A 26072-nucleotide genomic window follows, 5' to 3' on the forward strand; every position below is an offset into this window, starting at 1 on the left:
TCACGCCGGTTCTTCGAAGTAGCGGACGTAGGCGTTGGACTGCGCGGCGCAGTCGTCGAATATCTGCTCGCCGGACCAGCCGCGCGTGGCGCGCAGCCGTGGGATCGCGTCGGCCGTCGCAGGGTCGTGGCCGGTGAGGGTGCCGTCGTCGTGCAGCGTCAGAAACGGCCGTGTCCGCTGTGTGCGGCGGTCCTGGACATAGAGCACACGGGTCACCGGCCGCCTCCTGAGAAGAGGCCGTTGGTCCCCCGTGCGTTGCGGGCCAGCATGTCGAAGCGCTCCATCATCTCGTCGAACCACTCGGACCGGCCCAGGCGGACGAACTCGCCGTAGAGCCCGGCGAGCCGGGTCCGCAGGAACCGGATGTCGGCCCGCGTCAGCGGGTTGGCGATCCACGCATTGGCCTCGAAGTCGTAGAAGGGCCGCATGCCGTTGGTGTAGGCCAGCCCCTCCAGGTCGGTGGGGTCCTCCGGCGTGTGCTCGTACTTGAACCAGGCCTTGCCGTGGTCGATGCCCGCCACGTGCCCGTTGCCCTGGTCCAGCCAGTTGCCCGGATTGCGGTCGCCGTTGGCGATCAGCAGGTCCAGCAGGCCCAGCACGTGTCCGTCCCGCGTGTTCAGGAGCGGGGATCGCGGGTTGTCCAAGTGGGTGAACCCGGATACGCCGTTCATGAAGTGCATGAACAGCTCGTACTCGCCGATGCGCAGGACACCGGGGACGTTGGCGCCGATGGCGCGGCCCACCAGTGAGGCGAGCTGTTCGGCGTCGGCGCGCTCACGGGCGAAGGTGGTCTCCTCGGTGTCCTTGTAGACCGCCTGCGCGCCGTTCTCGAAGCGCATGAGCGAGGTACTGCCGTCGGAGCCGTCCTCGACGAGCTGCTCCTGGCTCACCACATCGAATCCGGTGGTGGCGGCGAGGTCCTCGATACCGGTGAAGGTCCCGTTCCACAGCATGAGCGCTGCGGTCCGCTCGTCCTGGTTCCCGTCCTGGGCCTGCGCGGTCTCCTCGGTCGGGGCCGTGGGCGGCTGGTCGTAGGCCGCCGCGGAGGAGTCGTGGGTCCCGGTGGGGTCCTGGGTGTACTGGATCGGGGCGGGGTACTGGGAGACCTGCGTTCCGGCGGGGTAGGCCGGGCCCGGGGCGGCCTCGTAGCCGTCGGTGTCCGTGTACTGCTCGGAGGGGTCGGCCTCCGTGCGGCGGCCGTGGCGGCTCCGGTGGTGGCCCGCCATGAAGACCTGGATCTGTGCGTCCTGGGCGGTGTGGTGCCCGATGTCCTCGGGCCGGTAGCGGTAGGTGAGGTCGGCGACGACGTCCTCGACCGTCGAGGGCCTGTCGTCCTTCTTCTTGTCCGCGGCGATGAGGGCGCCGAGATCGGGCCCGGTCGGGGGGTTGCCGGCCCACGGGTCGCCGGAATCGGCAAGAGCCGGCTCCTGCGTGCGCACCGCCGGCGGAGGGCCGTAGAAGTCGTCGTCCAGGGACATGCCGTCGTCGCTGTCGTCCGAGTCCGAGTCCGAGTCGGAGGTCAGGTCCGGGAGCGAGTCGGTGTCCGAGTCGGTGTCGCGCTGGGCCGGGTCGCCGCTGTCGCGGTCGCCCCGGCCGTCCCCGCGCGTGGAGCGTCCGCCGTCCCCGTCCGTTCCGCGGTCCCTGTCCTCGCCCCCGCGCCTGCTGTCGTCCTCGTGCCCGGTGCCGGAGTTGCGCTCGCCGTCGCTGCCGTTGTCGTCGCCCCGGTCGCCGCTGCTGCCCGAACCGTCCTCGTCCCGGCTCCCGTCCTCGTCGCCGTCCTTCTTCCGGTCGTTCTCGGACGACGTCCTCCCCGGCTCCACCGCCGCCGGGATCCTCTCCCGCAGCTCCCGTACGTCGGCGGCGTCCTTCCGGGCCTTGTCCGCGATTTCCTTGGCGTCGTCGCGGGCCTTCCGGTCGGTCTTCGCGGCTTCCGCGGCACGTTCGGCCGCGGTCTTCGCCTTCTCGGCGGCCCCCTGCGCGTCCTTGTGTGCCTGACCGGCGTCGGTGGCGGCTGCGCGGGCGATCTCCACGATCTTCCCTGCGGAGTCCCGGGCCCTCTCGGCGATCTTCTGTGCGTTCCTCGCGCGTGCGGCGGCCTTTCGGGCATCCTGCTCGGCGGCGTCGGCCCTCTCGCGCAGGTTGTCGGCCTCCTGAGCCGCCTTCTCCGCTTCCTCGTGTGCCCTGGCCGCGGTCTTCGCCGCCTCGCGGGCGGTCTGGTGGGCCTCCTTGGCCCGTTCCCGTGCGTTCTCCGCGTCCCGCAGAGCGGTGTTCTCAGGGGTGCCGGTCGTCTCCCGGAGGTCGGTGCCGGTCGACGCCGTCCGCGTCTCGGGGGAGGGGTGGGGGGCGTTCGCCGCCGCCTGGACCGCGCGGTCCGCGGCGGTGCGGGCCGCGCGGGCGTCGGTTTCGGCCTTGACGGCGTTCGCGGCCTTTTCCTGCACCTCGTCGGCCTCGGCCTTCGCCGCGTCCGCGGCCTTGCGGGCCTCCTTGGCGGCCTCGGCGGCTCCCCGTGCCGCCGTCCTGGCGTTCCGCGCGTCCTCGGCGGCCCGGTTCGCGTCGTCCCGCTGGCCGGACGCGCTCTTGTCGAGGGCCTCGGCCCACGTCTGCAGCTTCTTGGCGTCCGCGGCCATCCGGTCGGCCTTGGTCTTCGCGGCGTCCGCGTTCGTCTGCGCCGTCTCGGCCTCGGCTCGCGACGCCTCCGCCTCCGCCCGCGCGGTGTCGGCGCGACCGGCGATCCCCTCCAGCTCGGAGATCAGGTCGTCCGCTCGGACACGCGCGTCCTGGGCGGCCCGGTCCCCGCCGGCGGCCCGGTCCTGCCCGGACAGGCCCTCCACGGCGGTGCTGAGCTCCTGGTGCCGTGTCCGGGCCCCGTCGAGTTCGTTCCCGAGCCCGGTGACGGTCTGCGCGTGCCGCTCCGCGGTGCGCTGGGCGTCGGCCGCGGGCGTGACCGTTCCCTCCGCCTCGGAGACGGCCGTGCGGAGCTGTCCGAGGAGGGCCCGCTGATCGCGTACGGGCGCCGTCGCGGTGGCGTTGTTCCGGGTGGCGGTGACGTCCCTGTCGGCGGTCGTGGCGTTGTCGTGCGCGGTGTCCGCCGCCTGCTGCGCGTCCTGTGCCTGCCGTACCGCCCCCGGCGCGGGGGCGCCGTCGGTCCCGGGCGCGGGGGAGCGTCCCTCCGTCCCGGCGGCGGGTACTTCACCGCCGGAGCCTTCGAGGAAGCGGTTTCCGTCCTGTAGGTCGGCCCTGCCGCGGTCCAGGGTCGTGGAGAGGCCGTTCACGGCAACGCGTGCGTCACGGGCCGCCTGGGCCGCGGTGTCCGCCGCGTCGGAGGCGCGCTGGACCTGCGCGTCAATGGTGTCCGTGTTCTGCTCCAGGCCGCCCTCGGTGTCCTGGACGGGGGAGTCGGACTTCGGAACTTCGAGGTTCAACGCCGTCCGGAAGTGGTCGACCAGGTTCTGGCGCGGTTCCGCGGGTGCGGGTTCCGTGGGCGCGGGTTCCGTGGGCGCGGGCTCTGTGGGCGCGAGTTCCGTGGGTGCGGGCTCCGGGGCCGGCGGGGTCACGATGATGCTCGGCAGGGGCCCGCCGGTGGTCGTGGTGACGTCACCGGTGTTGCCGGTGCTCGTGGTGGTTCCGGAAGTGACACCGGTGTTGTCGGTACTGCCGGTGGCCGTGGTGTTGTCGGCGGGGGCCGGTGCGCGGGTCGTCCCTCCGCTGCCGTCGCCGCTCGGCGTGCGGGCGGGGGGAGCGGTCCCGCCGTCCGTCCCCTGGCCGACGCCCCCGAAAGTGGTGCGCACGGTGTTCGTGGCCGCCCCCAGGGCGTCGATCTGCTTGTTGAAGGCTCTCAGGGCATCTTCGTACTTTTTCTCCTGTGCGTTGTAGGCGCTCTCGGCTCGCTCGTCGGCCGGCTTGGCGGCGTACCTCTCGGCCAGGCCCTCCAGCGGGGCCCGGGTGTCGGCGTACTCGGCCTCCGCCTCGGTGAACTCCTTGCGAGTCTTGGCCAGCTGCTTCACGACGGGGGCCGTGTCCTTCGCCTGGTCCGGGGTGAGGAAGCCCATCGCGATCGCGTCGGACTCCGAGTACCACTCGGCCGTCCGGATCGTGACTTGGCCCATGGCCCAGCGGGTGGGCCGGGAGGAGGGCGAGGTCGACAGAAGGCTCGGGTCCTCCGAGTGGAAGGCGGCGGGCGTCTTGAGCTTGCTGCCCGCGGCGAACGCCCAGGTGGTGTCGTGCTCGATGAGGTAGACGGGCCCCTGGCGGAGCTGGTCCGACTCCTGGTAGCCCTTGACCGCCTGGTTGGAGCCGCTTCCGGACCCGTTGGACGAACTGGTGTTCAGTCCAGCCGTACCGGTGTAGTTGCCCTCGTGCCCCTCGTAGCGGATGCCGTCGACCTCGGTGCTCAGCGCGGAGGGGCGCATCTCCGCCCCGCGGCCTCGGCTCCCACCGTGGGAGGTGCCGGCGCTGTGCGTCCGGGACCGGGTGCGGGAGTCGCTGAGCTGGCCGCCCGGCAGCGCGTCCAGGATCTTCGCTCCGCGGGTGCTCGTCAGGGCCTTGGCACCCCACTGGGTGCGGTTGAGGTCTGCGAACTGCACCCCCTCCTGCTCGCGTGAGGCCGACTGGACCACCGCCTTGATGGCCCCCTTGCTGAAGCTGTGATCGATGTCGTTGTACACGGGGTCCTGGCCGTACTCGGCGGCGAGGTAGGCACGCGCCGCTTTCGCCTCGGCGCTGGTGCGCTCCGCTTTCGTTGTGGCGCTGGTGGACTCCGCTTTCGTCGTGGTGCTGGTGGGCTGCCCCTCGGCGGGGGTGTCGGTGGACGGCTTCCAGCCCAAGGACCGTGCGAAGACGATGTTGGCCTGGTCGCGCAGGGCCTGGCCGTCGTTCTCGACCATGGCCGGCAGTGCGAGGGCGGAGTCGTTGCCGGGCCTGGGACCCGCGTTGTCGGCCCAGGCGCGCAGCAGGTCGGGCGCAGACGCGTCCTTGGGGACTGCGGGCAGCTGCGTCGCGCCGTCGTTCGAAGGAGGGGTGGCGGCCCGGTCGTCCCCGGTGGTGTCGTTTCGCGTCCGGTCGCCGGTGGTGTCGTCCCCCTCCGGGGCCGGAGAGGTGTCCCGGTCGGTCCCGGTGGATCCGGTGCCGTCAGTGGAGGTGGTGACGGTCGGGGCGGGCGGCGGCGACAGCAGGTCGGCGCCGGTTCCCCGCGTGTCCCCCTCCGTGACGGTGTCCGTGGTGCTCTCCGCCGGGGGGTCGAAGTCCATGTACGCGAACGCGTACAGCGTGTCGACCCGTCCGCTGTCCGCTTCGCCCGTGTAGACCGCGCGAGAGGGATTGCCGTTCCGCCCCCCCTTGGGTTCGCCGAGTTCGAGGGTGAGGGTCATGGTCGTGTCCGCGCGGACCTTCGCGAACGGGGTGTCCAGGTGCAGCTCGACGGTCCGGGTGCCGTCCCGGGACTCCCCGGAGGTGCGGCTGTCGTTCGTGGAGGAGGACAGCGATCCGGCGGGGGAGGCGAACAGCGGGCGGTGGCCCGGCTGCTGGTCCGGCCCCTGGTCGTCCTGGGGGTAGGGGGTGGGCTGCAACAGCACACCGTCCAGGCTCGACGAGTTCCCGGTCCCCCTGGTCTGCGAGCCCGCCTGGGTCTGCGTCCACTTGTGCGACTCGATGTAGTAGCCGGACTGGCCGGGGTACGAGACCTCGGCCGGTTTCGGGTCCCTGGTCAGGTTCACGAAGACTTTCGCCTCGGTGCTCCAATGCTGCGCCCGCGGCTTCGAGTCCGGCCCGGACTCCGACCCCAGCGCGTGGACCTCGACCGGCACCGGGACGGTGGAGTCGGGGTTCTGGCCCAGGTGCGTGGTCAGTTTCTGCAGCAGGTTCTCGCGCGACTGCTTCGTCAGCTCCAGCCCGTTCGAGGCGAGGTCGTTCACCAGGTTCTGGAGGGCGGCCCCGGGGTCGGCGGGATGGAGCTGCCGGCCGTTGTCCTCGAACCCGGGGCGCACCCGGGCGTTGTCGGGCTTCTTCGGGTTGGGCTGTGCGCCCAGGTGCACCTTGTCGCCGTCGCGGACCGCCCGGTCCTGCACCAGGTTGTCCTGATGGGCGTCGCGGGAGTGCACATAGCCGGCGAGCAGGTCCTTGACGGGAGCGGTCCACCCGAGGTACAGGGTTTTCCACGTCAGGGTCGGTCCGATGCTCCAGTTCTTCAGGAACTCGAGCGCCTGCGTGAGCTTGCCGGAGGCGCGGAAGGCGTACGCCTTGGTGTCGTTCGGGATGAACAGCACCGACGACGTGAACGCGGTCGCCTGGGTTTTCGACGTGCCCCGGGAGAAGAGCGTGCGGGTGTAGGAGGGGCCGACCAGCGGGATCGGTCGGACGGCCTCGGTGGGCAGGGAGTCGTCGGTGGGGTGCGGGTTCGGGTTGCGGGCCCCGCTGCCTCCGAACTTGAGCCCGACGCTGCGGGTCAGGGAGGTGGTGGTGGACAGGGTCGTCTCGCTGCTGCCGCCCCACCGCATCTGGGCGCCGACGGGGCGCAGGTCGGTGACCTCGTCGGCCTCGACCTTGGTGGCGATGGTGACGCGGATGTCGTGCGGTGACCAGAGACCGCCGCTCATCTCCAGGCGCATCCGGGAGCCCCACGATGTGGCCGCGCTCTTGCTCGCGGCGAGTTCCTCCGGCGACGAGTGGTTCTCGAACCGCAGACCGTTCCCGGAAGCCCGGGAGAGGAACGACTCGAGCTTGCGCCGGTACCCGTCGTGGAGGCCGCTGCGCGTTTCGGAGAAGGTCCGGAACGTCTCCTCCAGCAGCCCGCGCATGCCCCGGCCGCCGGTGTCGAAGTGGGTGTTGACGCGCTCGACGGTGCCGCCGATGCGCTGGATCGCCCGGGCACGGGTCTGGGCCAGGGGCAGCGGTCCCTGCTGGGGCCCGCTGTCCGGGGTGCTGTCCCCGCCCCTCTCGCCTCCGGGCGCGGTGGTGTCCGGTGCCGTCACGGTCGTGGTGACGGTGGTGTTGCCGGGGGGAGGCGGTGGGGAGAGGACCGCCGTCTGGTTGCCGTCGGTGCCGGTGGTCGTCACGATACCGGTGGTGGTCACGGTGTCCGCAGGAGGCGCGGTGGTGTCCGGGGCAGGGGTGACGGTTTCGGAGCCTCCGCCGAACAGGCGTTCCCAGGTGTGCACGGCCCCGTCCCGGATGACGGTCCAGCGGCCTCCCTGACCGTCGCCCGGCGTACCGCCGGGGGTGGGCCGCGGGACGAAGTCCCCGCGGAGCACGTGCTGCGACTGCTCGGGCGTGAGCGGTTGCCGGCCCCCGGTCGTGTCGGACTCCGTGTCCCCGGAGGTGTCCGTCCGCGTGGAGTCCTCTCCCCCGGTGTCGGCGGTGGTCTCGGGGGTGCGTCCCTCCCGTCCCCCGGTCCGGTCGTCGGGGGCGGTGTCGCCGTCGCGGGTCGTGCCTGCCGGGTCGGACACGGTGTCGGGGGAGTCCGAGGCCGTCGGGGGCACCTTGGGGGTGAGAAGGACCGTGTGGGTGTCCAACCCGTCCCCCAGGAGCGGGGTGCCGTGTTCGCGCTGTGACCGGTCGTCGCGTGACATCCCGATGTCGTCGTGCTCGAACAGCCGTGCGGTGAAGCGGGTGCGGGACGTCCACACGTCGGAGTCCCCGTTGAACAGGACCGTCTCCTCGGAGCCGTGGGAGAGGCTCTGAACGGATTCCTTGCCGGTGCCCCAAGAGGTGAGCAGCGCGATCGCCGGGTTCCCCAGCACCCGGGGGACGCCGCGTGCGTCGGCGCCTTCGTCGGTGCGCACACTGCCGCCCACGGTGGTGTTGACCGAGTGGTTGACGCTCGACCCCTTCGTGGTTCTGATGCCGGCCGACCCCCCGAACCGGCCGCCGCCGCTGGAGGTCGTGTCGAACTGGTGCACCAGGGGGTCGAACTCGCCGTAGACGCGCAAGGTCACGAAGTCGGGGCGCAGGCCCCTGTCCTTGATGAGCGTCGCCAGGTCGATCACGGCGGTTTCCTGGAGGCGGACCGGGATGCCGTCGCCGGGCAGGTCGGACGCACCGCTCTTGAGACTGGACTCGGAGAGCGCCTTGATGACCTTCAGGGTGTTCTCGCGTGCCACGTCCGCGTTGCGGCGGAAGCCCCAGCGCTCGCGGAAGCTGCGGACCGCGTCCGGTGCCATGTGGCTGGGGCGGACGGCGTAGTTCTTCCTGGTCCTCCCCAGGTCCGGGATGACCATGCCGGGGTGCTTCTCGGCGATGCCCTTGAGCACGTGGTACGCCAGTTCGTCGTAGAACGAGCGCTGCGGTGCGTCGGGTTTCGGGGGGTCGACGTCCGCGCCGTCGTTCCCGGTGGTGCTTGCCGTGCTCGCGGTCCCCGTGTCCGCGGTTGTGCCGGTCGTGTCGGTGTTGTCCGTCGCTTCGCCGTGGTTCTCCGTGGCGACCGGGGAAGCCTGGCCGAACCCGAGTACGGTGGCCCCGCTCAGGTCCGTGAGCTTGTCCGTGGGGCCGTTCGTCACCAGGTTCGGGAACGGGGGCCGGGGCAGCGCGGCAGGTTCGCCGTCCGGGCCCGGGGCCTTGGGGAGTTCGCCGTTGAGCAGGCGGGCGTCCTCGACCGTGAGCATCTCGACGGTGTCGGCCTCGAAGCGGTGCGCCTCCGGCTCGCTGTCGAGGCGGACGTAGAAGTCGCGCTTGACGTCGTAGGCCGCGTGGCCTGCGGGCGCGTGTACGACGTGGCTGCTGGTCCCCGAGGTGGTCAGGGTGGTTCCCGTGCTCCTCTCGAACGTGGCCGAGTACTCCGCGAAGGGCACGTCGAGCCGGACGCTCTTGCCGTTGGGCAGCTCCAGCCAGATGCCGAAGCCGCCGCCGATCGAGCCGGAGGCCACGGTGGAGCTCTTCACGGTGGAGGAGTCGCTCTTGACGAGGGTGTTGCCGTGGACGAAGTCGGCCAGGCCGGGGGCGAAGTCCTTGCGGCTGTACTCGGTCGAGACCGACCACACCTCCATGGTGCGGGGAGGGCGGGAAGAGCCGGTGGGGAAAATGATCCGGATCTGCGAGGACCCGTTGGAGATCTGCGGCAGGTACTGCAGCACCCGGTCGTTGTCGAAGGTGGACTCGATCCATGTGCGGTACTCGTTGTCGCTCTGTTCCTTCTTGGACGGGGTGTGGCCGCCGCCCCTGCCCTCGGGACGGGGGCCCAGGAGGTGGTCGGCGAGCCAGGTGCCGAGGGTGTCCTTCCGGCCGCCGCCCGTCGTGGCTGTGGTGGTGCTGTCGCTGCTGTCGCCTTCACCGCCGCGGTCGGTCCCGCCGTCACCGGAGGCGGTGTTCCGGTCAGTTCCGCCGCCCGATGCCGACGAGAAGCGGGTGATCTCCAGCGGGTGGCCGGTACCGATGAACGGCCGGTTCACCGGCGGGCGGTTCCCGTTCGCGTCCGCCGGTCCGTTCTTGGGCACGATGTGCCGGGGCGCGTCGGAGGAGACCACCTCCCCGGGCAGGTTCATGCTCAGTCCGTTGTGCGAGATCCCCTCCCGGACGCGCGGGGCGGTGAGGCCGGGGCCGGTGACGGACGCCCGCATGTACAGGTCGGCGACGTAGGGGGTCAGGGGGCCGAGCAGTTCGATGCCGCTATCGGCGTTGGCGCTGGTCGCGGCCGACCCGGAGGTGCCACGGACCTTCATGCCGCCGCGCCCCCCGCCGGAGAGGATCGGCCCCGCGTCGTTGCCGCCGATGCTGCCGACGTACAAGGGGTTCACCGACACCTTGGCGCCGACGGTCTTGCCCTGGCCGTGTGACCCGCTCGTGCTGAAGTCCACCCCGGGACCGGCGTTGTGGAGCCTCAGCCGCCTGGAGTCCTCGCCGCCGCTCAGGGTCTGCATGTCGAAGCGGTAGAACTCGCCGTCCTTGGGGCGCAGGTCGATGTCGGCGCTCCACGTCTGCCCGTCGTGGGTGGTGCTGACGGTGTGCCCGCCCTCGCGCAGGAAGGGCCGGGGCCCGTCCCTGTCGAGGATGTCGACCACACCGCGCAGGATCGCCTGCCGTGCGGGGGCGGGCATGTCCGGAGTGCCGTTCAGGACGTCGTGGACGAACCCGTGCAGGTGCTCGGTGAAGAGCATGTCCGGTCCGAGGAGGGTGGACGTGGTCAGGTAGCCCAGGTCGTAGGCCTGGCCCTCCCGGTCCGGAATGAAGTCGCTGGAATAGGTGAGGTTCCGCGATCCGTCTTCCGGCGGGGGCGGCGGTGCGTCCTCCTGGGTGCTCCGGTCCGGCTGGGTCGGCGTGTCCCCGAACCACCGGCGGCCCAGGGACGAGAAGAAGGAGCGGGAGCCCTGCGGGTCCGGTCCGCCCCGGGTGTTCGGCCCGCGGCCGTCCCGGCCGCTCCGGTCCGGGTCCCTGTTGCCGTCGGTCCCGGTGGTGTTCCGGTTGCCGGGCGGGCCGTCGTCGCGCGTGAGGGGGGAGTCGGTGTCGAGGGGGCCGAGCCGGATGTCCCCGTCGTCCCCGCCGAGGGGGACGGGTCCGGGGTCGCGGCTCGGGCCGCCGGTGGTATCCAGGACGGCCATGACGGTGGTCGGGCCCTGGGGGCGCAGCAGGTCGGCCTGCATCTGGGCGAGGTGGTCGTAGGTGCGGTAGGCCTCGTTGGCCTCGCGCTGTGCCTCGAAGGCCTGGGCGCGTAGGTCGGCGGCGTCGGGGCGGCCCTGGCTCTCGGCCTCGCGGGTCTGGGCGACCAGGTCCTGGGCGCGCTGGTAGCCGCTGATCGCGTCCTTGATACTGGCCGAGGCCAGTTTCCCGAGGCGGATGGCGTCGGCCATCCTGTCCGACGCGGCCTGAGGGGAGAGGTTCCCCGGTCGGTTCGGGACCTCGGTCATGGGGAAGGCGATGATGTCGTGGCCGCCCCGGCTGCCGTCCCCGCCCGCCCCGCGGCCCCTGCCCCGGCCCCCGGTGTCACGCCTGGTGTCGGAGCCGTCCCTGTCGCCCGGCCGGCGGTCGTCGCTGCTGCCGCTCCGGTCGCCGCCGTCGGAGCGGTCGCCGCCGTCGCCCTCGGAGGAGGTCCTCCCCGGAGTCCTGGCCGCCGGGATCCTCTCCAGGAGGTTTTGGACGCTCGTGATGCGTTTCCGGGCGCTGTCGGCGATGTTCCCGGCGTCGTCGCGGGCCTCCCGGGCGGTCTCCGCGGCCTCGGCGGCACGCGCGGACGCGGCCTCCGCCTTCTGGGCGGCCTCCTGCGCTTCCTGGTGCGCGCGACGGGCGTCGGCGGCGACGCTGTCGGCGGTCTCCACGGTCGCGTCGGCGGTGTCCCGGACCTCCTGGGCGGTCTCCAGCGCCTCCTCCGCCCGCGTGGCGGCATCGGCGGCCTCCCGCCCGGTGGTCTCCGCCCTGGTGCGCAGGCGGTCGGCCTGCTGGGCCAGCTGTCCCGCGTCCTCGGTGGTCCTGGCCGTGGTCCGCACCGCGTCGCGTGTGGTCTGCCGGGCCTGCCGGGCCCGCTCCCGTGCGTCCTCCGCGGTCCGGCGAGCGGTGTCCTGCCGGGTGTCCGTCGTCCCTCGGGCGTCGGTACCGTCCGATGTCGTCTGCCCGCCGGGGGAGGGCTGGGGGGTGTTCACCGCAGCCCGGACCGCGCGGTCCGCGGCGGCGCGGGCCGCGCGGGCGTGGTCATCGGCCTGCTCGGCCTTATCGGTGGCGTCCTTCGCGCGGGTGCTCACCTCGGCGGCCTCGTCCGCGGCCTCCCGGGCCTTCTCGGCCGCACCAGCAGCGAGGCGGGCCTCCTCCCCGGCCTTCTGCGCGTCCTGGGCGGCCCGGTCAGCGCTGTCCCGGTGGGTGGACGCGCTGGTGTGGAGCCCCTCGGCCCAGGTCCGCAGGGCTTCGGCGTCCGCGGCCACCTGGTCGGCTTTCGCCTTCGCGGTGTCGGCTTTCGCCTTCGCCGCGTCTGCGTCGGTCCGTGCCTTCTCCGCCGCCTCCTGGGCGGTGTCGGCGCGATCGGCGATCCCCTCCAGCTCGGAGACCAGGCTGTCGGCCTCCTCGCGCGCCTCCCGCGCGGCCCTGTCCCGGGCGTCCTGGGCGTCCCGGCCCCCGTCGGCGGACCGGTCCTGCCCGGACAGGCCCTCCACGGCGGTGCTGAGCGCCCGGTACCGCGGCGGGGTCGCGTCGAGGTCCGTTCCGATCTCGGCGACGGTGTCCTCGTGCCCGTCGGCGGTGTCGTGGACCTCGGTCGCGGCGGTGTCCGCGTCCTCCGCCTCGGAGGTGGCCGTCCTGACCCTCTCGATGAAGGCGCCGCGATCGGGCTCGGGCATCGTCCGGGTGGCGTTGTTCCGGGTGGCGGTGATGTCGTTGCCGGCGGCGGTGGCGTTGTCGTGCGCGGTGTCCGCCGCCGTCCGTGCGTCACGTGCCTGCCGTTCGGCCCCCGGTGAGGCGGTGCCGTCGGTCCCGGCGGCGGGTGCTCCGCCGTCGGAGCCCGTGAGGAGGCGGGTGCCGTTCCCCAGCCCGGTCGTGCCGTGCTCCAGGGCGGTGGAGAGGTCGTTCGCGGCCTCGCGTGCGTCCCGGGCCGCCTGGACCGCGGTGTCCGCTGCGTCGGAGGCGCGCTGGACCCGCGCGTCCACGGTGTCCGTGTCCTGGACGGGGGTGTCGGGCTCCGCGGCGACGAGGTTCAGTTCATCCCTGAAGCGGTCGGCCAGAGCATGGCTCGGTCCCGTGGGCGCGGGCGCCGGGTCCGGAGGCGGGGCCCCGGTGGTGGTCTGCTGGGGTGCGCTGGTGGTCGTGGCGGCGCCATCGGTGTTGCCGCCGGTCGTGCTGGTGGTCGAGGTGCTGTTGACGGGGGCCGGTGCGGGGGTCGTCGTCCTCCCGCTCGTGTCACCGCCCGACGTACGCTCGGGGGGAACGGTGCCGCCGGTTCTCCCCGGCCCGGTGCTTCCCAGGACGGCGCGCGTGTCGTTCAGGGTCTCGACCAGGGCTTTGGTCTTCTCGTTGAAGGCTTTCAGGGCGTCTTTGTAATTCTCCTCCTGGGCTTCGTAGGCCGTCCGGGCGCTCTCGTTGTCCGGCTTGTCGGCGTACCTCTCGGCCAGACCCTCCAGCGGGGCCCGGGTGTCGGCGTACTCGGCCTCCGCCTTGCTGAACTCCTCCTGCGCCTTGCGGATGCTGTCCTTGGCGGGGGCCAGGTCCTTGGCCTGGTCCGGCGTGAGGAAGCCCATCGCGATCGCGTCGGCCTCCGAGTACCACTTGGCCATCCGGATCGTGGTCTGGTCCATGATCCAGCGGGTGGGCCGGCGGTGGAGCGGGGTCGGCGCGAGGCTCGGGTCGTTCTGGTGGAAGGCGGCGGGCGCCGCGAGCTTGCTGCCCGCGGCGACCGCCCAGGTGACGTCGTGCTCCACGAGGTAGAAGGGACCCTGGCGGAGCTGGTCGGACTCCTGGTAGCCCTTGACGGCCTGGTCGGAGCTCGACTGGGCCCCATGGGACGGGCCGGCGTTCACGGCCGCCGAACCGGTGTGGATGCCCTCGTGGCGGTCGTAGGCGGGACTCTCGGTGGTGATCCCGGCGGGGCGGAACCCGCCCCCGAAGCCCTGGCCCCCGCCGTGGGACTCGCCGGAGGTGTTCGTTCGGGGCCGGGCACGGGAGTCGCTGAGCTGGCCGTCCGGTCGCACGTCCAGGAACTTCGCTCCGTGGCTGCTCGGCAGGGACTTGACGCCCCACTGGGTGTGGTTGCCCTGCAGGGTCCTGCCGATCGCCCCGGGGAGTTCGATGTCCTTGAAACTCACCCCGTCGGGGTTGAGCGACGAAGGGTCCATCGCCTTGATGGCCTCGTCGCTGAGGCTGGCGTCGATCTCGTTGTAGACCGGGTCCAGGTCGTAGAGGCGGGCGAGGTGGGCCCGCGCCGCGTTCGCCGTGGCCTCGACCGACTGCCCCTCGGGCGGCTTCCAGTCGACGGACTGCGCGATGACGATGTTGGCCAGGTCGCGCAGCCCCTGTCCGTAGTCCTGCACCATGGTCGTCAGTGCGAGAGCGGAGCCGTTGCCGGGAAGCGGGCCCGCGTCAGGGGTCAGCGTGCGCAGCGCGTCGACCAGGGAGGCGAAGTTGAGGGCCACGGTCCGCCGAGTCGGGCCGGTTCCCGTTTGGTTGCTTGTGGTGTCGCCGCTTTCCGGGGCCGGAGCCGTGTTCCGGTCGGCGGGAGCGGTCCCCGTGGAGCCGGTGCCGTCCGTGGACGTGGTGACGGCGGGGGCCGGCGGAGGCGACAGCGTGTCGGCTCCGGTCTCCTGCGTGCCGTCTTCCGGGGTGTTCGTCGCCGGGGGGTCGAAGGTCATGTACGAGAGCGGGTACAGCGTGTCGACCCGCCCGCTGGCAGCGCTGACCTCGTAGGTCGATTTCGGCTCGTTGCCGTTCTCCCCGCCCTGGGGTTTGCCGAACCGGAGTTCGAGTTCGAGGGTCGTGTTCGTGCTGACCTTCGCGTACGGGGTTTTCAGGTGCAGTTCGACGGTGCGGGAGTCGTCCTGGGACTGTCCGGAGGAGCGCCCGTCGTTGCTGGAGGCGGAGACCTCCCCGGCAGGGGTGGTGAACAGGGCGCGGTGCCCCGGTTGTTCGGTCGGGCCCAGGTCGTCCTGGGGGAAGGGCGGAGGTATCAGCAGTGCGCCGTCGGAGCTCACCGTCCTCTTGGTCTCGTCGCTCTGCGAGTGCGCGTCGGCCGCCTTCACCGTGTGCGACTCGATGTAGTAGCCGGCGTAGTCGACGTGCGAGATCTCGGTGCTGTCCGGGTCCCTGACCAGTTTCACGTAGAGCTGCCCCGTGGAGCTCAGACGCTGGAACCGCGGTTTCGAGTCCGGAGTGGGCTCGGGCCCCAGCGAGCGGACCTTGACCGGCAGCGGGGCGCGGGGGTCCGGGTTGTGGGACAGGTGCGTGGTCAGCTGCTTCAGCAGGGCCTCCCGGCCGTCGCCGAGCGTCAGTTCCAGCCCGTTCGAGGCGAGGTCGTTCACCAGCTCCTGGATGGCGGCCCCGGGGTCGGCGTGGTGGGTCTGCCTGCCGTTGTTCTCGAACCCCGGGCGCACCCGCGCGTGCGCGGGCTTCTCCGGGTTGTCGTGGGTGCTCAGGTCCACTCTGTCGCCGTCGCGGGTCGCCCGGTCCCGGACCATCTCTTCTTCTTGGGCGTCGCGGGAGTGCACGAAGCCCTGGGCCAGATCCGTGTCCGAGCGGGTCCATCCCTCGAACGTGGTCTTCCAGTCCAGGGTCGGGCCGATGCTCCAGTTCTTCTGGAACTCGGTGAGGAGGGTGAGGTCGCCGGAGGAGTGGAAGACGTACGCCTTGGTGTTGTCCGGGATGAACAGCACCGACGACGAGAACGTGGTCGACTGGGCGTGCGAGGTGCTGTGGGAGAAGAACGAGCGGGAGAAGGAGGTTCCGAACACCGGGATCGGTTTGACGGCCTCGTTCGGCAGGGAGTCGTCGGAGCCGGGCGGGTTCGGGTTGCGGGTCCCGCTCCCGCCGAACTTGATTCCGAGGTCCGCTGTCCGGGAGGAGGTGGCGGACAGGAACGACTCGCTCCCGGCGCCGTACCGCATCTGGGCTTCGACGGAGCGGAAGCCGTTGACGTCGTTGAGGTCGACCCTGACGATGTCGGTCATCCGGACTTTGTGCGGTGACCAGAGGCGGCTGCTCATCTCGTAGCGGGACCGGGAGCCGGACTGGCTGAACGTGCTCCTGTCCGCGGCGAGCACCTCCGACGACAGGGACTGCTCGATCCGCTGACCGTTCCCGGGCGCCCGGGAGAGGAAGGACACGCCCTTGCGCGCGAATCCGTTGTCGTGGAGGGTCCGGTACAGCTGATCCAGCACCCCGGAAGTCCGGTCCCCGGTGCTGACATGGGTGCTGATGTGCCCGTAGACGGCACCGGCGTGGGGGAGCGCCTGGGCGCGGAGCTGTCCCAGGGTCGGCGGCGGGTTCTGCGGCCGGTCGTTCGGGGAGTCGTTCCCGTCCCGCTGGCCCCCGGGGGGAGCGGTGTCCGGCGTCGTGCCGGTGGCGGTGTTCGTGGCGCCGCCGGGGGGAGGCGGCGAGGTGAGGGCGGCGGGCTGGTCGGTGCCCGTGACAGCGGTAGTGCCCGCAGGAGGCGCGGTGTGCCTCAGGGTGACTGCCTTCTTCACCTCCTCGGTCGGGAGTTTTCGCCAACCGGGGTCCGTGCCGGTGTCCGTCCGTGTGGGGTCCGAGGCCGGCGGGGACGTCTTGGGGGTGAGGAGGACCATCTGCGTGTCCATCCCCTTCTCCAGGAGCGCTGTCCCGTGTTCGTGCTGGGACTTGCCGTCGCCGGTCATTCCGAGGTCGTCGTTCTCGAACAGCCGTGCGGTGAAGCGGGTGCGGGACGTCCACACGTCGGAGTCCCCGGTGAACAGGACCGTGTTCTCGATGCTGCGGGAGAGGCCCTGGGCGAATTCCCTGCCGAAGCCCAGGGAGGTGAACAGCGAGACCATCGGGTTCCCCAGCGTCCCTGGGACGCCGCGTGCGTCGCCGTTGGCGTCGTCGCGCACGCTGCCGCCGACGGTCACGGTCACCGAGTGGCTGAGGTTCGTCCCCTTCGTGACGGTGGTGCCGGACGAGCCCCCGATCCGGACACCGCCACTGCGGGAAGTCTCGAACTGGTGTTCAAATTTTCCGTATTCGCCGTAGATGCGCAGGATCACGTGGCCGGGGCGCAGGCCCCTGTCCGCGCGGACCGTCTTCAAGTCGATCACGGCGGTTTCCTCGAGGCGGACCGGGATGCCGTCGTGGGGCAGGTCGAACTTGCTGCTCTTGAGACTGGACTCGGAGAGCGCGGCCCAGACCTTGTCGGTGTTCGCCTTCGCCACGTTCACGTCGCGCTTTCCCAGCCAGCGCTCGCGGTAGGTGCGGACCGCGTCAGACTCCATGTTTTTGGGGCGGAGGGCGTAGTTCTTCGTGGTCCGCGTCAGATCCGGGATGACCATTCCGGGGTGCTTGTCGGCGATGGCCTTGAGAACTTCGTGCGCCATGGCGTCGTAGAACGAGCTCTCCGGTGAGTCGAACGTCTTGGTGGTGCCGTCGGTGCCGTCGTTCCCGGTGGTGTCCGTCGTGTCCGTGGTTCCGGCGTTGTCCGCCGGAGCGGGTGGGGAGGCCTGGCCGAACCCGAGCACGGTGGTCCCGAACAGGTTCGTGGGGTGGTCCACGTCGAGGTGCGGGAACGGGGGCCTGGGCCTGGTCGCGGGCTGGGCCTTGGGGAGTTCGCCGTTGAGCAGGCGGGCGTCCTCGACGGTGAGCAGTTCGACGGAGTCGCCCTCGAAGCGGTGCGGTCGCGGCTCGCCCTCGATGTGGACGTAGAAGTCGCGTTTCACGTCGTAGGCCGCGTGGCCGGAGGGGTCGCGCACGATATCGCTGACCGTCGCCGAGGTGTTCTGGACGGTCCCCGTGCTCTTCTTGAGCGCCATCGAGTACTCCACGGCGGGGGCTTCGAGCCGGATGCTCTTGCCGTCCGGCAGTTCGAGCCAGATGCCGAAACCGGTGCCGATCGAACCGGACACCGTGTTGGAGTGCTGGACGGTGGAGGAGGTGCTCTTGACCTTGGTGTTGCTGTGCACGAAGTCGACCAGAGCGGGGGAGAAGTCCTTGCGGTCGTACCGGGTCGACACCGACCACATCTGCATGCGCCGGGAAGGGCTCCCGGGGATGTCGATCCTGATGTGCGCGGAACCGTTGACTATCTGCGGCAGGTACTGCTGCACCTGGTCGTTGGAGAAGACGGCCGCGATCTGCGCGCGGTGATCGTCGTTGCGCTTCTCCTTGCTGGAGGGGGCGCGGCCGTCGCCCCGGTTCCCCTTGGGCCGGGGGAGGAGGTGGTCGGCCAGCCAGGCGCCGAGGCTGTTCTGCCCCTGTCGGCCGCCGCCTCCCGTCGTCGCGGTGCCGGTGCTGTCACCGCGGTCGCCGGAGGTGGTGGTCCCACCGGTTCCGCTGTCGGATGCCGGTGGGACCGGGGAGAAGCGGGTGATCTCCAGCGGGTGGCCGGCGCCGATGAACGGGCGGTTCACCGGCTTGTGGTGCCCGTTCGCGTCCGGACTTCCGTTGTCGGGCGTGATCTGACGGGGGCCGTCGGAGGAGACCGCCTCGCCCGGCAGGTTCATGATCAGCCCGTCGTACGCGGTCCCCTCCCGCACGCGCGGCGCGGTGAGGCCGGGCCCGGTGACGGACGCCTTCATGCGCAGGTCGCTGACGTAGACGTTCGGGGTGCCGAGCAGTTCGACGCCGGTACCGGAATTGGCGCTGACCGCTGCCGAGCCGCCGGTGCTCCGGAGCTGGAAGCCGCCGCGTGTGCCGATGGAGAAGATCGGCCCCGCGTCGCTGCCGCTGACGTTGGCCAGGTAGATGGGGCTCCCCGTGAACTTGGCGCCGACGGTCCCGCCCCCGTCCTGGGAACCGGCCTCGCTGGAGGACACCCCGGGTCCGGCGCTGTGGAGCCTCAGGTGCGTGGAGTCCCCGCCGCTCAGGGACTCGGTCTTGAAGTGGTAGAAATCGCCGTCGAGGGAGCGCAGGTCGATGTCGGCGCTCCACGTCTGCCCGTCGTGGGTGGCGCTGACGGTGTGCCCGCCCTCGCGCAGGAAGGGGCGCGGCCCCTCCTTCGTGAGGACGGCGGCCACGCCGTCCACGATCTGCTTTCGTGCGATGTCGGGCATGTTCGGTGTACTGCTCAGGACGTCGTCGACGAACCCGTGCAGGTGCTCGGCGAAGAGCATGTTCGGACCGAGGAGGTTGGACGTGGTCAGGTAGCCCAGGTCGAACGCCTTGTCACGGTCCGGGGCGAAGGCACCGGTGTAGGTGGGGGCCGAGGGCTGCTGCGGCGGGGATCCCTCCGGCGGTGCGCCCTCCGGAGGGGTCTCCTCCTGGTGGACGGGGGAGTCGGTGTCGAGGGGGACGAGCCTGATGTCCCCGTCGTCCCCGTCGAGGGGGACGGGTCCGGGGTCGCGGCTCGACTCGCCGGTGGTCTCCAGGGCGGCCATGACGGTGGTCGGGCCGTCGGGGCGCAGCAGGTCGGCCTGCATCTGCGCGAAGAAGTCGTAGGTGCGGTAGGCGTCGTTGGCCTGGCGCTGGGCCTCGAAGGCCTGGGCGCGTAGGTCGGCGGCGTCGGGTCGGCCCTGGCTCTCGGCCTCGCGGGTCTGGGCGACCAGGTCCTGGGCGCGCTGGTAGCCGCTGATGGCGTCCTTGATGCTCGCCGAGGCCAGTTTTCCGAGGCGGACGGCGTCGGCCATCCTGTCCGACGCGGCCTGCGGGGAGGGGTTCCCCGGTCGGTTCGGGACCTCGGTCATGGGGAAGGCGATGATGTCGTGGCCGCCCCGGCCCTTTCCGCGCGAGGAGCTTCCGCCGTCCCCGTCCGTTCCGCGGCCCCTGCCCCCGCCCCCGGTGCCGCGCCTGTCCCCGGACCGGCTGTTGCCGCTGCCGCCCCGGTCGCCGCCGTCGGAGCGGTCGCCGCCGTCGCCCTCGGAGGAGGTCCTCCCCGGAGTCCTGGCCGCCGGAATCCTCTCCAGGAGGTTCCGGACGCTCTCGATGCGCTTCCGGGCGCTGTCGGCGATCTTCTCGGCGTCGTCGCGGGCCTCTTGAGCGGTCTCCGCGGCCTCGGCGGCACGCGCGGACGCGGCCTCCGCCTTCTGGGCGGCCTCCTGCGCTTCCTGGTGCGCGCGACGGGCGTCGGCGGCGACGCTGCCGGCGGTCTCCACGGTCGCGTCGGCGGTGTCCCGGACCTCCTGGGCGGTCTCCAGCGCCTCCTCCGCCCGCGTGGCGGCGTCGGTTGCCGCCTGCGCGGCGTCGTCCGCCCGGGCGCCCAGACGGTCGGCCCGCTGGGCCAGTCGCCTCGCGTCCTCTGCGGTCCGCTGCGCCAGCGCGGTCGCCTCGCGGGCGGTCCGCCGGGCTTCCTGGGCCCTGGCCCGAGCGTCCTCCGCGGCCTGGCGCGCCGCGTCCGCCCGCGGGCCCGTGGTCCCCCGGGAGCCGTCGGTCGTGTTCGGCGGGTTCGTCGTGCCCCGGGGGTCGGTGCTGCTCGACCCCTCGCCGCCGGTCGGATCGGTCCTGCCGGTCGTGCCCGGCGCCGTCTGCCCTCCGGGGGAGGGGCGGGAGGCGTTCGCGGCGGCCTGGGCCGCGAGGTCCGCCGCGGTGCGTGCGGAGAGGGCGTGGGCCTCGGCCCGGGCGGCGTCCCCGGCCGCGTCCGCGGCGTCCGTCCGCACCTCGTCGGCCCTGGCCCTCGCCGCGTCCGCCGCCGCACGGGCGTCCCTGGCTGCGTCGGCGGCCCCCTGTGCCGCCTCCCCGGCGTTCCGCGCGTCCCGGGCCGCCCGGTCCGCGCTGTCACGGTGGGTCGAGGCCTCGTTGCGGACCCCCTCGGCCCAGGTCCGCAGGGTCTCGGCGTCCGCGGCCATCCGGTCGGCCGCAGCCTTCGCGGCGTCGGCGTCCGCCTGCGCGGCGGCGGCCTCCGTCGCGGTGCTCTCCGCCTCCGCCCGCGCGGTGTCGGCGCGATCGGCGATCGCCTCCAGGTCGGAGATCAGGTCGTCGGCCTGGTCGCGCACGTCCTGGGCGGCCCGGTCCCCGCCGGCGGCCCGGTCCTGCCCGGACAGGCCGTCCACGGCGGTGCTGAGCGCCCGGTAGCGCGGCGGGGTCGCGTCGAGGTCCGTTCCGATCTCGGCGACGGTGTCCTCGTGCCCGTCGGCGGTGTCATGTGCCTCGGTCGCGGCGGTGCCCGCGTCCTCCGCGTCGGAGGTGGCCGTCCCGACCCGCTCGATGAAGGCGCCGCGATCGGGCTCGGGCGTCGTCCGGGTGGCGTTGTTCCGGGTGGCGGTGATGTCGTTGCCGGCGGCGGTGGCGTTGTCGTGGGCGGTATCCGCAGCCGCCCGCGCGTCCTGTGCCTGTCGTATCGCCCCCGGGGCGGAGGTGCCGTCGGCTGCGGGCGCGGGGGCGCGTCCTCCGGTCCCGGAGGCGGGTGCTTCGCCGTCGGAGCCCGTGAGGAGGCGGATGCCGTTCCGGAGGTCGGCCGTGCCGCGGTCCAGGGCCGTGGAGAGGTCGTTCGCGGCATCGCGTGCGTCACGGGCCTCCTGGACCGCGGTGTCCGCGGCTTCGGAGGCGCGCTGGACCCGCGCGTCCACGGTGCCGGTGTTCTGCTCCCGGCCGTCCTCGGGGTTCCGGAAGCCGTCGGAGTCCGGCGCGGGGGTGTCCGACTCCGGCGCACGGAGGTTCAGCTCCGACAGGAAGCGGTCGGCCAGGCCCTCGCCCGGGCCCGTGGGCTCCGGGGCCGGCGGGGTCACCGTGACGGTCGGCCGGGGTTCCCCGGTGGTCGTGTCGTCGGGGGCCGGTGCGCGGGTCGTCCCCTCGCCTCCGCCGCCGCCCACCGTGCGCACGGGGGGAGCGGTCCCGGAGTCCGTCCCCTGCCCGGCCTCCTCCAGGGTGGTGCGCGTGTTGTTCACGGTCTCGATCAGGGCGTCGATCTGATCGTTGAAATCGGACAGCGCCTCGTTGTACTTGTCCTCCTGCGCGTTGTAGGCCTCCTCGGCGCTCCGGTCGTCCGGGTCGGCGGCGTACTCCTCGGCCAGGCCCTCCAGCGGGGCCCGGGTGTCGGCGTACGCGGCCTCCGCCTCGCTGAACTCCTTGCGGGCGTTGTTGAGCCGGTCCATGACCGGAGCCATGTCCTTCGCCTGGTCCGGCGTGAGGAAACCCAGCGCGATCGCGTCGGACTCCGAGTACCAGCCGGCCATCCTGACCGTGACGTCGTCCACGCCCCACCGGGTGGGCCGCTTGTGGAGCGGGGTCGACGGAAGGCTCGGGTCGTTCGGGTGGAAGGCGGCGGGCGCCTTGAGCTTGCTGCCCGCGCCGAACGCCCAGGTGGCGTCGTACTCGATGAGGTAGACGGGCCCCTGGCGGAGCTTGTCGGACTCCTGGTAGCCCTTGACCGCCTGGTTGGAGCCCGATTCCGCCCCGTGGGACGAGCTGGTGTTCACACCCGGCGCGCCGGTGTAGGTGCCCTCGTGCCCGTCGTAGGGGATGCCCTCCGCCGCGGTGCTCAGCCCGGCGGGGCGGAACTCCCCGCCCCGGCCCCGGCCCCCGCCGTGGGAGTCGCCGGCGCTGTTCGACCGGGGGTGGACGCGGGAGTCGCTGAGCTGGCTGCCCGGCAGCGCGTCCAGGATCTTCGCCCCGCGGCTGCTCGGCACGACCTTGGCGCCCCACTCGGTGCGGCCGATGTCCGTGAACTCCACCCCCTCGGCGTTGTGCGAGGCCGACGGGTACACCGCCTTGACGGCGCTCTCGCTGAGGCTGTGGTCGATCTCGTTGTACACCGGGTCCTGGCCGTAGGCGTCCGCGAGGTAGGCACGCGCCGCGTTCGCCGTGTCGCGGGTGGGCTGCCCGCCCTCGGGGGTGCCGGGGGGCGGCTTCCAGCCGAGGGTCTGCGCGATGACGACGTTGGCCTTGTCGCGCAGCGCCTGCCCGCCGTCCTGCACCATGGCGGGCTTGGTGATGGCGGTGTCGGTGCCCGGCCGGGGGCCCGCGTCACCGGTCCACGCACGCAAAGCGTCGGCCACGGACGCGTAGATCGGGGCCGGGGACCGCTGCGCGGTGTCGCCGTCGGCGGTCCGGTCGTTCCCGGGCGTGTCGGTTCGCGTCCGGTCGCCGGTGGTGTCGCCGCCCTCCGGGGCCGGGGGCGCGTCCCGGTCGGCCGGCGCCGTTCCGGTGGATCCGGTGCCGTCCGTGGACGTGGTGACGGTCGGGGCGGGCGGCGGCGACAGCGTGTCGGCGCCGGTTCCCCGCGTGTCCCCCTCCGCGGCGGTGGTCGTGGTGGGCGCCTCCGGGGGGTCGAAGGTCATGTACGCGAACGGGTACATCGTCTCGACACGCCCGCTGTCCGCGGTGCCCGTGTAGGTCGTACGCGGGGGGTTGCCGTTCTCCCCGCCCTTGGGCTCGCCGAGTTCGAGGGTGAGGGTCAGGGTCGTGTCCGCGCGGACCTTCGCGTACGGGGTGTCCATGTGCAGTTCGACGGTGTGGGCGTCGTCCTGGGACTCCCCGGTGGAGTTCCCGTCGCGCGTGGACGAGGACACCGCTCCGGCGGGGGAGGCGAACAGCGGGCGGTGGTCCGGCTGCCCGTCCGACCCCTGGTCGTCCTGGGCGTAGGGGAGGGGCTGCAGGAGCACGCCGTCCGCGCCCACCGTCGTTCCGGTCCCCCGGTTCTGGGCGTCCGTGTCGGTCGCCTTCCACGTGTGCGACTCGATGTAGTAGCCGGACTGGCCGACGTACGAGACGTCGGTGCGTTCCGGGTCCCTGGTCAGGTTCACGTAGACCTTGCCCGGGGAGGCCGAGCGCATGGGTCGCGGCCCCGAGTCCGGCCCGGGCTCCGGCCCCAGCGCGCGGACCTTGACCGGCACCGGGACGGTGGAGTCGGGGTTCTGGCCCAGGTGCGTGGTCAGTTTCTGCAGGAGGAGCTCCCGGCCGCCGGCCGTCAGCTCCAGCCCGTTCGAGGCGAGGTCGTTCACCAGGTTCTGGATGGCGGCCCCGGGGTCGGCGGGCTGGACCTGCCTGCCGCTGCCCTCGAACCCGGGGCGCACCTGTGCGTTGTCGGGCTTCTTCGGGTTGGGCTGCGGACTCAGGTCCACCCTGTCGCCGTCGCGGGTCGCCTTGTCCATGACCAGGTCGGCCTGCTGCGCGTCGCGGGAGTGCACGTAGCCCGAGAGCAGGTCCTTGACGGGAACGGTCCACCCGTGGAACCGGGTGTTCCAGCTCAGGGGAGGCCCGATGCTCCAGTTCTTCGCGAACTCGATCGCCTGGGTGAGGTGGCCGGAGGCGCGGAAGGCGTACGCCTTGGTGATGTTCGGGATGAATAGCACGGACGACGTGAACGCGGTCGCCTGGGTGTTCGACGTGCCGCGCGAGAAGAACGTGCGGGCGATGGAGGGGCCGACCAGCGGGATCGGTCGGACGGCCTCGGTGGGCAGGGAGTCGTCGGAGGGGTGGGGGTTCGGGTTGCGGCCCCCGCTTCCCCCGAACTTGAGGCCGACGCTGCCGGTCAGGGAGGAGTTGGTGGACACGGACACCTCGGTGCCGCCGTTCCACCGCATCTGGGCGTCGACGGGGCGGAAGTCGGTGACGGTGTCGATCTCGACCTTGGTGGCGACGGTGGCGCGGACGTCGTGCGGTGACCGGAAACCGCCGCTCATCTCCTGGCGGATACGGGAGCCCGACGGCGTGGTGGCGCTCTTGCTCGTGGCGAGTTCCTCCGCCGACAGGTGGTTCTCGAACTGTCGGCCGCCTCCGGACGACTGGGAGAGGAAGGAGTCGAGCTTGAGCCGGAATCCGTCGTAGAGGCCGCCGCGGGGCTCGGAGAAGGTCCGGAACGTCTCCTCCAGCAGCCCGCGCATGCCCCGGCTGCCGGTGTCGAAGTGGGTGTTGACGCGCTCGAAGGTGCCGCCGATGCCGCGGATCGCCTGGGCGCGGGTCTGGTTCAGGGTCGGCGGTCCCTGCTGGGGCCCACTGTCAGGGGCGCCGTCCCCGTTCCGGTCGCCGCCCGCCGGAACGGTCTGCGGCGTCGTGCCGGAGGTGGTGTCCGCGGTGGTGCCGGAGGGAGGCGGCGGGGAGAGGACGACGGCCTGGTTGTCGTTGGTTCCCGCGGTGGTGCCGGGGGAAGGCGGCGGGGAGAGGACCACCGCCCGGTTGCCGTCGGCGACGGTGGTCGTCACGGTGCCCGCGGAGGGCGCGGTGGTGTTCGGGGGAGGGGTGACGACCTGGGCGCTCTCGCCGAACAGACGTCCCCAGGTGTGGACGGCCCCGTCCCGGATGACGGTCCAGCGGCCGCCCCGGTCACCGCCCGGCGTACCGCCGGGGGTGGTCTGCGGGACGAAGTTCCGGCGGATCATGTCCCGTGCCTGCTCGGGCGTGAGCGGCTGCCGGCCGCCGGTCGTGTCGGGCTCCGTGTCCCCGGAGGTGTCCGTCCGTGTGGAGTCCTCACCGCGGGTGTCCGCGGCGGTCGCGGGGGTGTTCCGCGTCTCCTGACCGTCGGAGGAGGTGGCGGTGTCGCCGTCGCGGGTCGTGCCCGCCGGGTCGGACACGGTGGCCGGGGAGTCCGTGGCCATCGGGGGCATCTTGGGCGTGAGGAGGACGGTCTCGGCGTCCATCCCCTTCCCCAGGAGCGGGATGCCGTGTTCGCGCTGGGGCCGGTCGTCGCGCGCCATGCCGATGTCGTCGTGCTCGAACAGCCGCGCGGTGAAGCGGGTGCGGGACGTCCACACGTCGGAGTCCCCGCTGAACAGGACCGTCTCCTCGGAACTGTGGGAGAGGCCCTGGCTGGAGCCCTTGCCCGTGCTCAGGGAGGTGTTCAGCGAACCCGAGGGGTTTCCCAGGACCCTGGGGACGCCGCGCGCGTCGGCGCCTTCGTCGGTGCGCACGCTCGCGCCCACGTTGAGGCCGAGCGAGTGGTTGACGCTCGACCCCTTCGTGGTCGTGATGCCGGCCGAGCCCGCGAACCGGGCGCCGCCGCTGGAGGTCGTGTCGAACTGGTGCACCAGGCGGTCGAAGTCGCCGTAGACGCGCACGGTCACGGCGTCGGGACGGGACCCCTTGTCCCGCCGGAGCATCGTCGGGTCGATCACGGCGGATTCCTTGAGGCGCACCGGGATGCCGTTGCCGGGCAGGTCGGACGCGCCGCTCTTGAGGCCGGACTCGGAGAGCGCCTTGATGACCTTGAGCGTGTTGTCCCGGGCCACGTCCACGTTGCGGCGCAGGCCCCAGCGCTCGCGGAAGCTGCGGAGCGGTCCTTCCGGGTCCATGCGGCTGGGGCGGACGGCGTAGTCCTTGTCGGTCCGCGCCAGGTCCGGGATGACCATGCCGGGGCGCTTCTCGGAGATGGCGCTGAGCACGTTGTACGCCAGGTCGTCGTAGAACGGACGCCGCGGTGAGGGGGGCGCCTGCGTGTCACCGTCGGCGTCGTCGTTCCCGGTGGTGTCCGCCGTGTTCGTGGCGTCGGTGTCGCCTGTTGTTCCCGTCGTCGCGGTGTCGTCCGCCGGAGGGGTCGGGGGAGCGTGGCCGAACCCGCGTACGGTGGCCCCGCTCAGGTCCGTGGGGTGGTCCACCGCGAGGTTCGGGAACGGGGGCCGGGGCGGCGCGGCCGGTCCGTCGGTCGAGGTCGG

General features: G+C 72.4%; 2 protein-coding genes (1 of these 2 cut by a window edge). Both read right to left on the bottom strand.

The window, feature by feature from the left end; genetic code table 11:
- On the bottom strand, positions 1–216 hold the full coding sequence (locus ABZ234_RS29865) for a hypothetical protein (protein ID WP_355014237.1): 216 nt from the start codon (positions 214–216) through the stop codon (positions 1–3).
- Positions 213–26072: the 3' portion of a hypothetical protein gene (locus tag ABZ234_RS29870; protein WP_355014238.1), read on the bottom strand. It continues 7686 nt past the right edge of the window; 25860 of the gene's 33546 nt are visible here — the last part of the coding sequence; the start codon falls outside the window, past its right edge; the stop codon is at positions 213–215. Before ABZ234_RS29870 ends, ABZ234_RS29865 begins: the two co-directional genes overlap by 4 nt.

It is taken from the genome of Nocardiopsis sp. NPDC006198, from assembly GCF_040613895.1.
Classification (GTDB): domain Bacteria; phylum Actinomycetota; class Actinomycetes; order Streptosporangiales; family Streptosporangiaceae; genus Nocardiopsis; species Nocardiopsis tropica.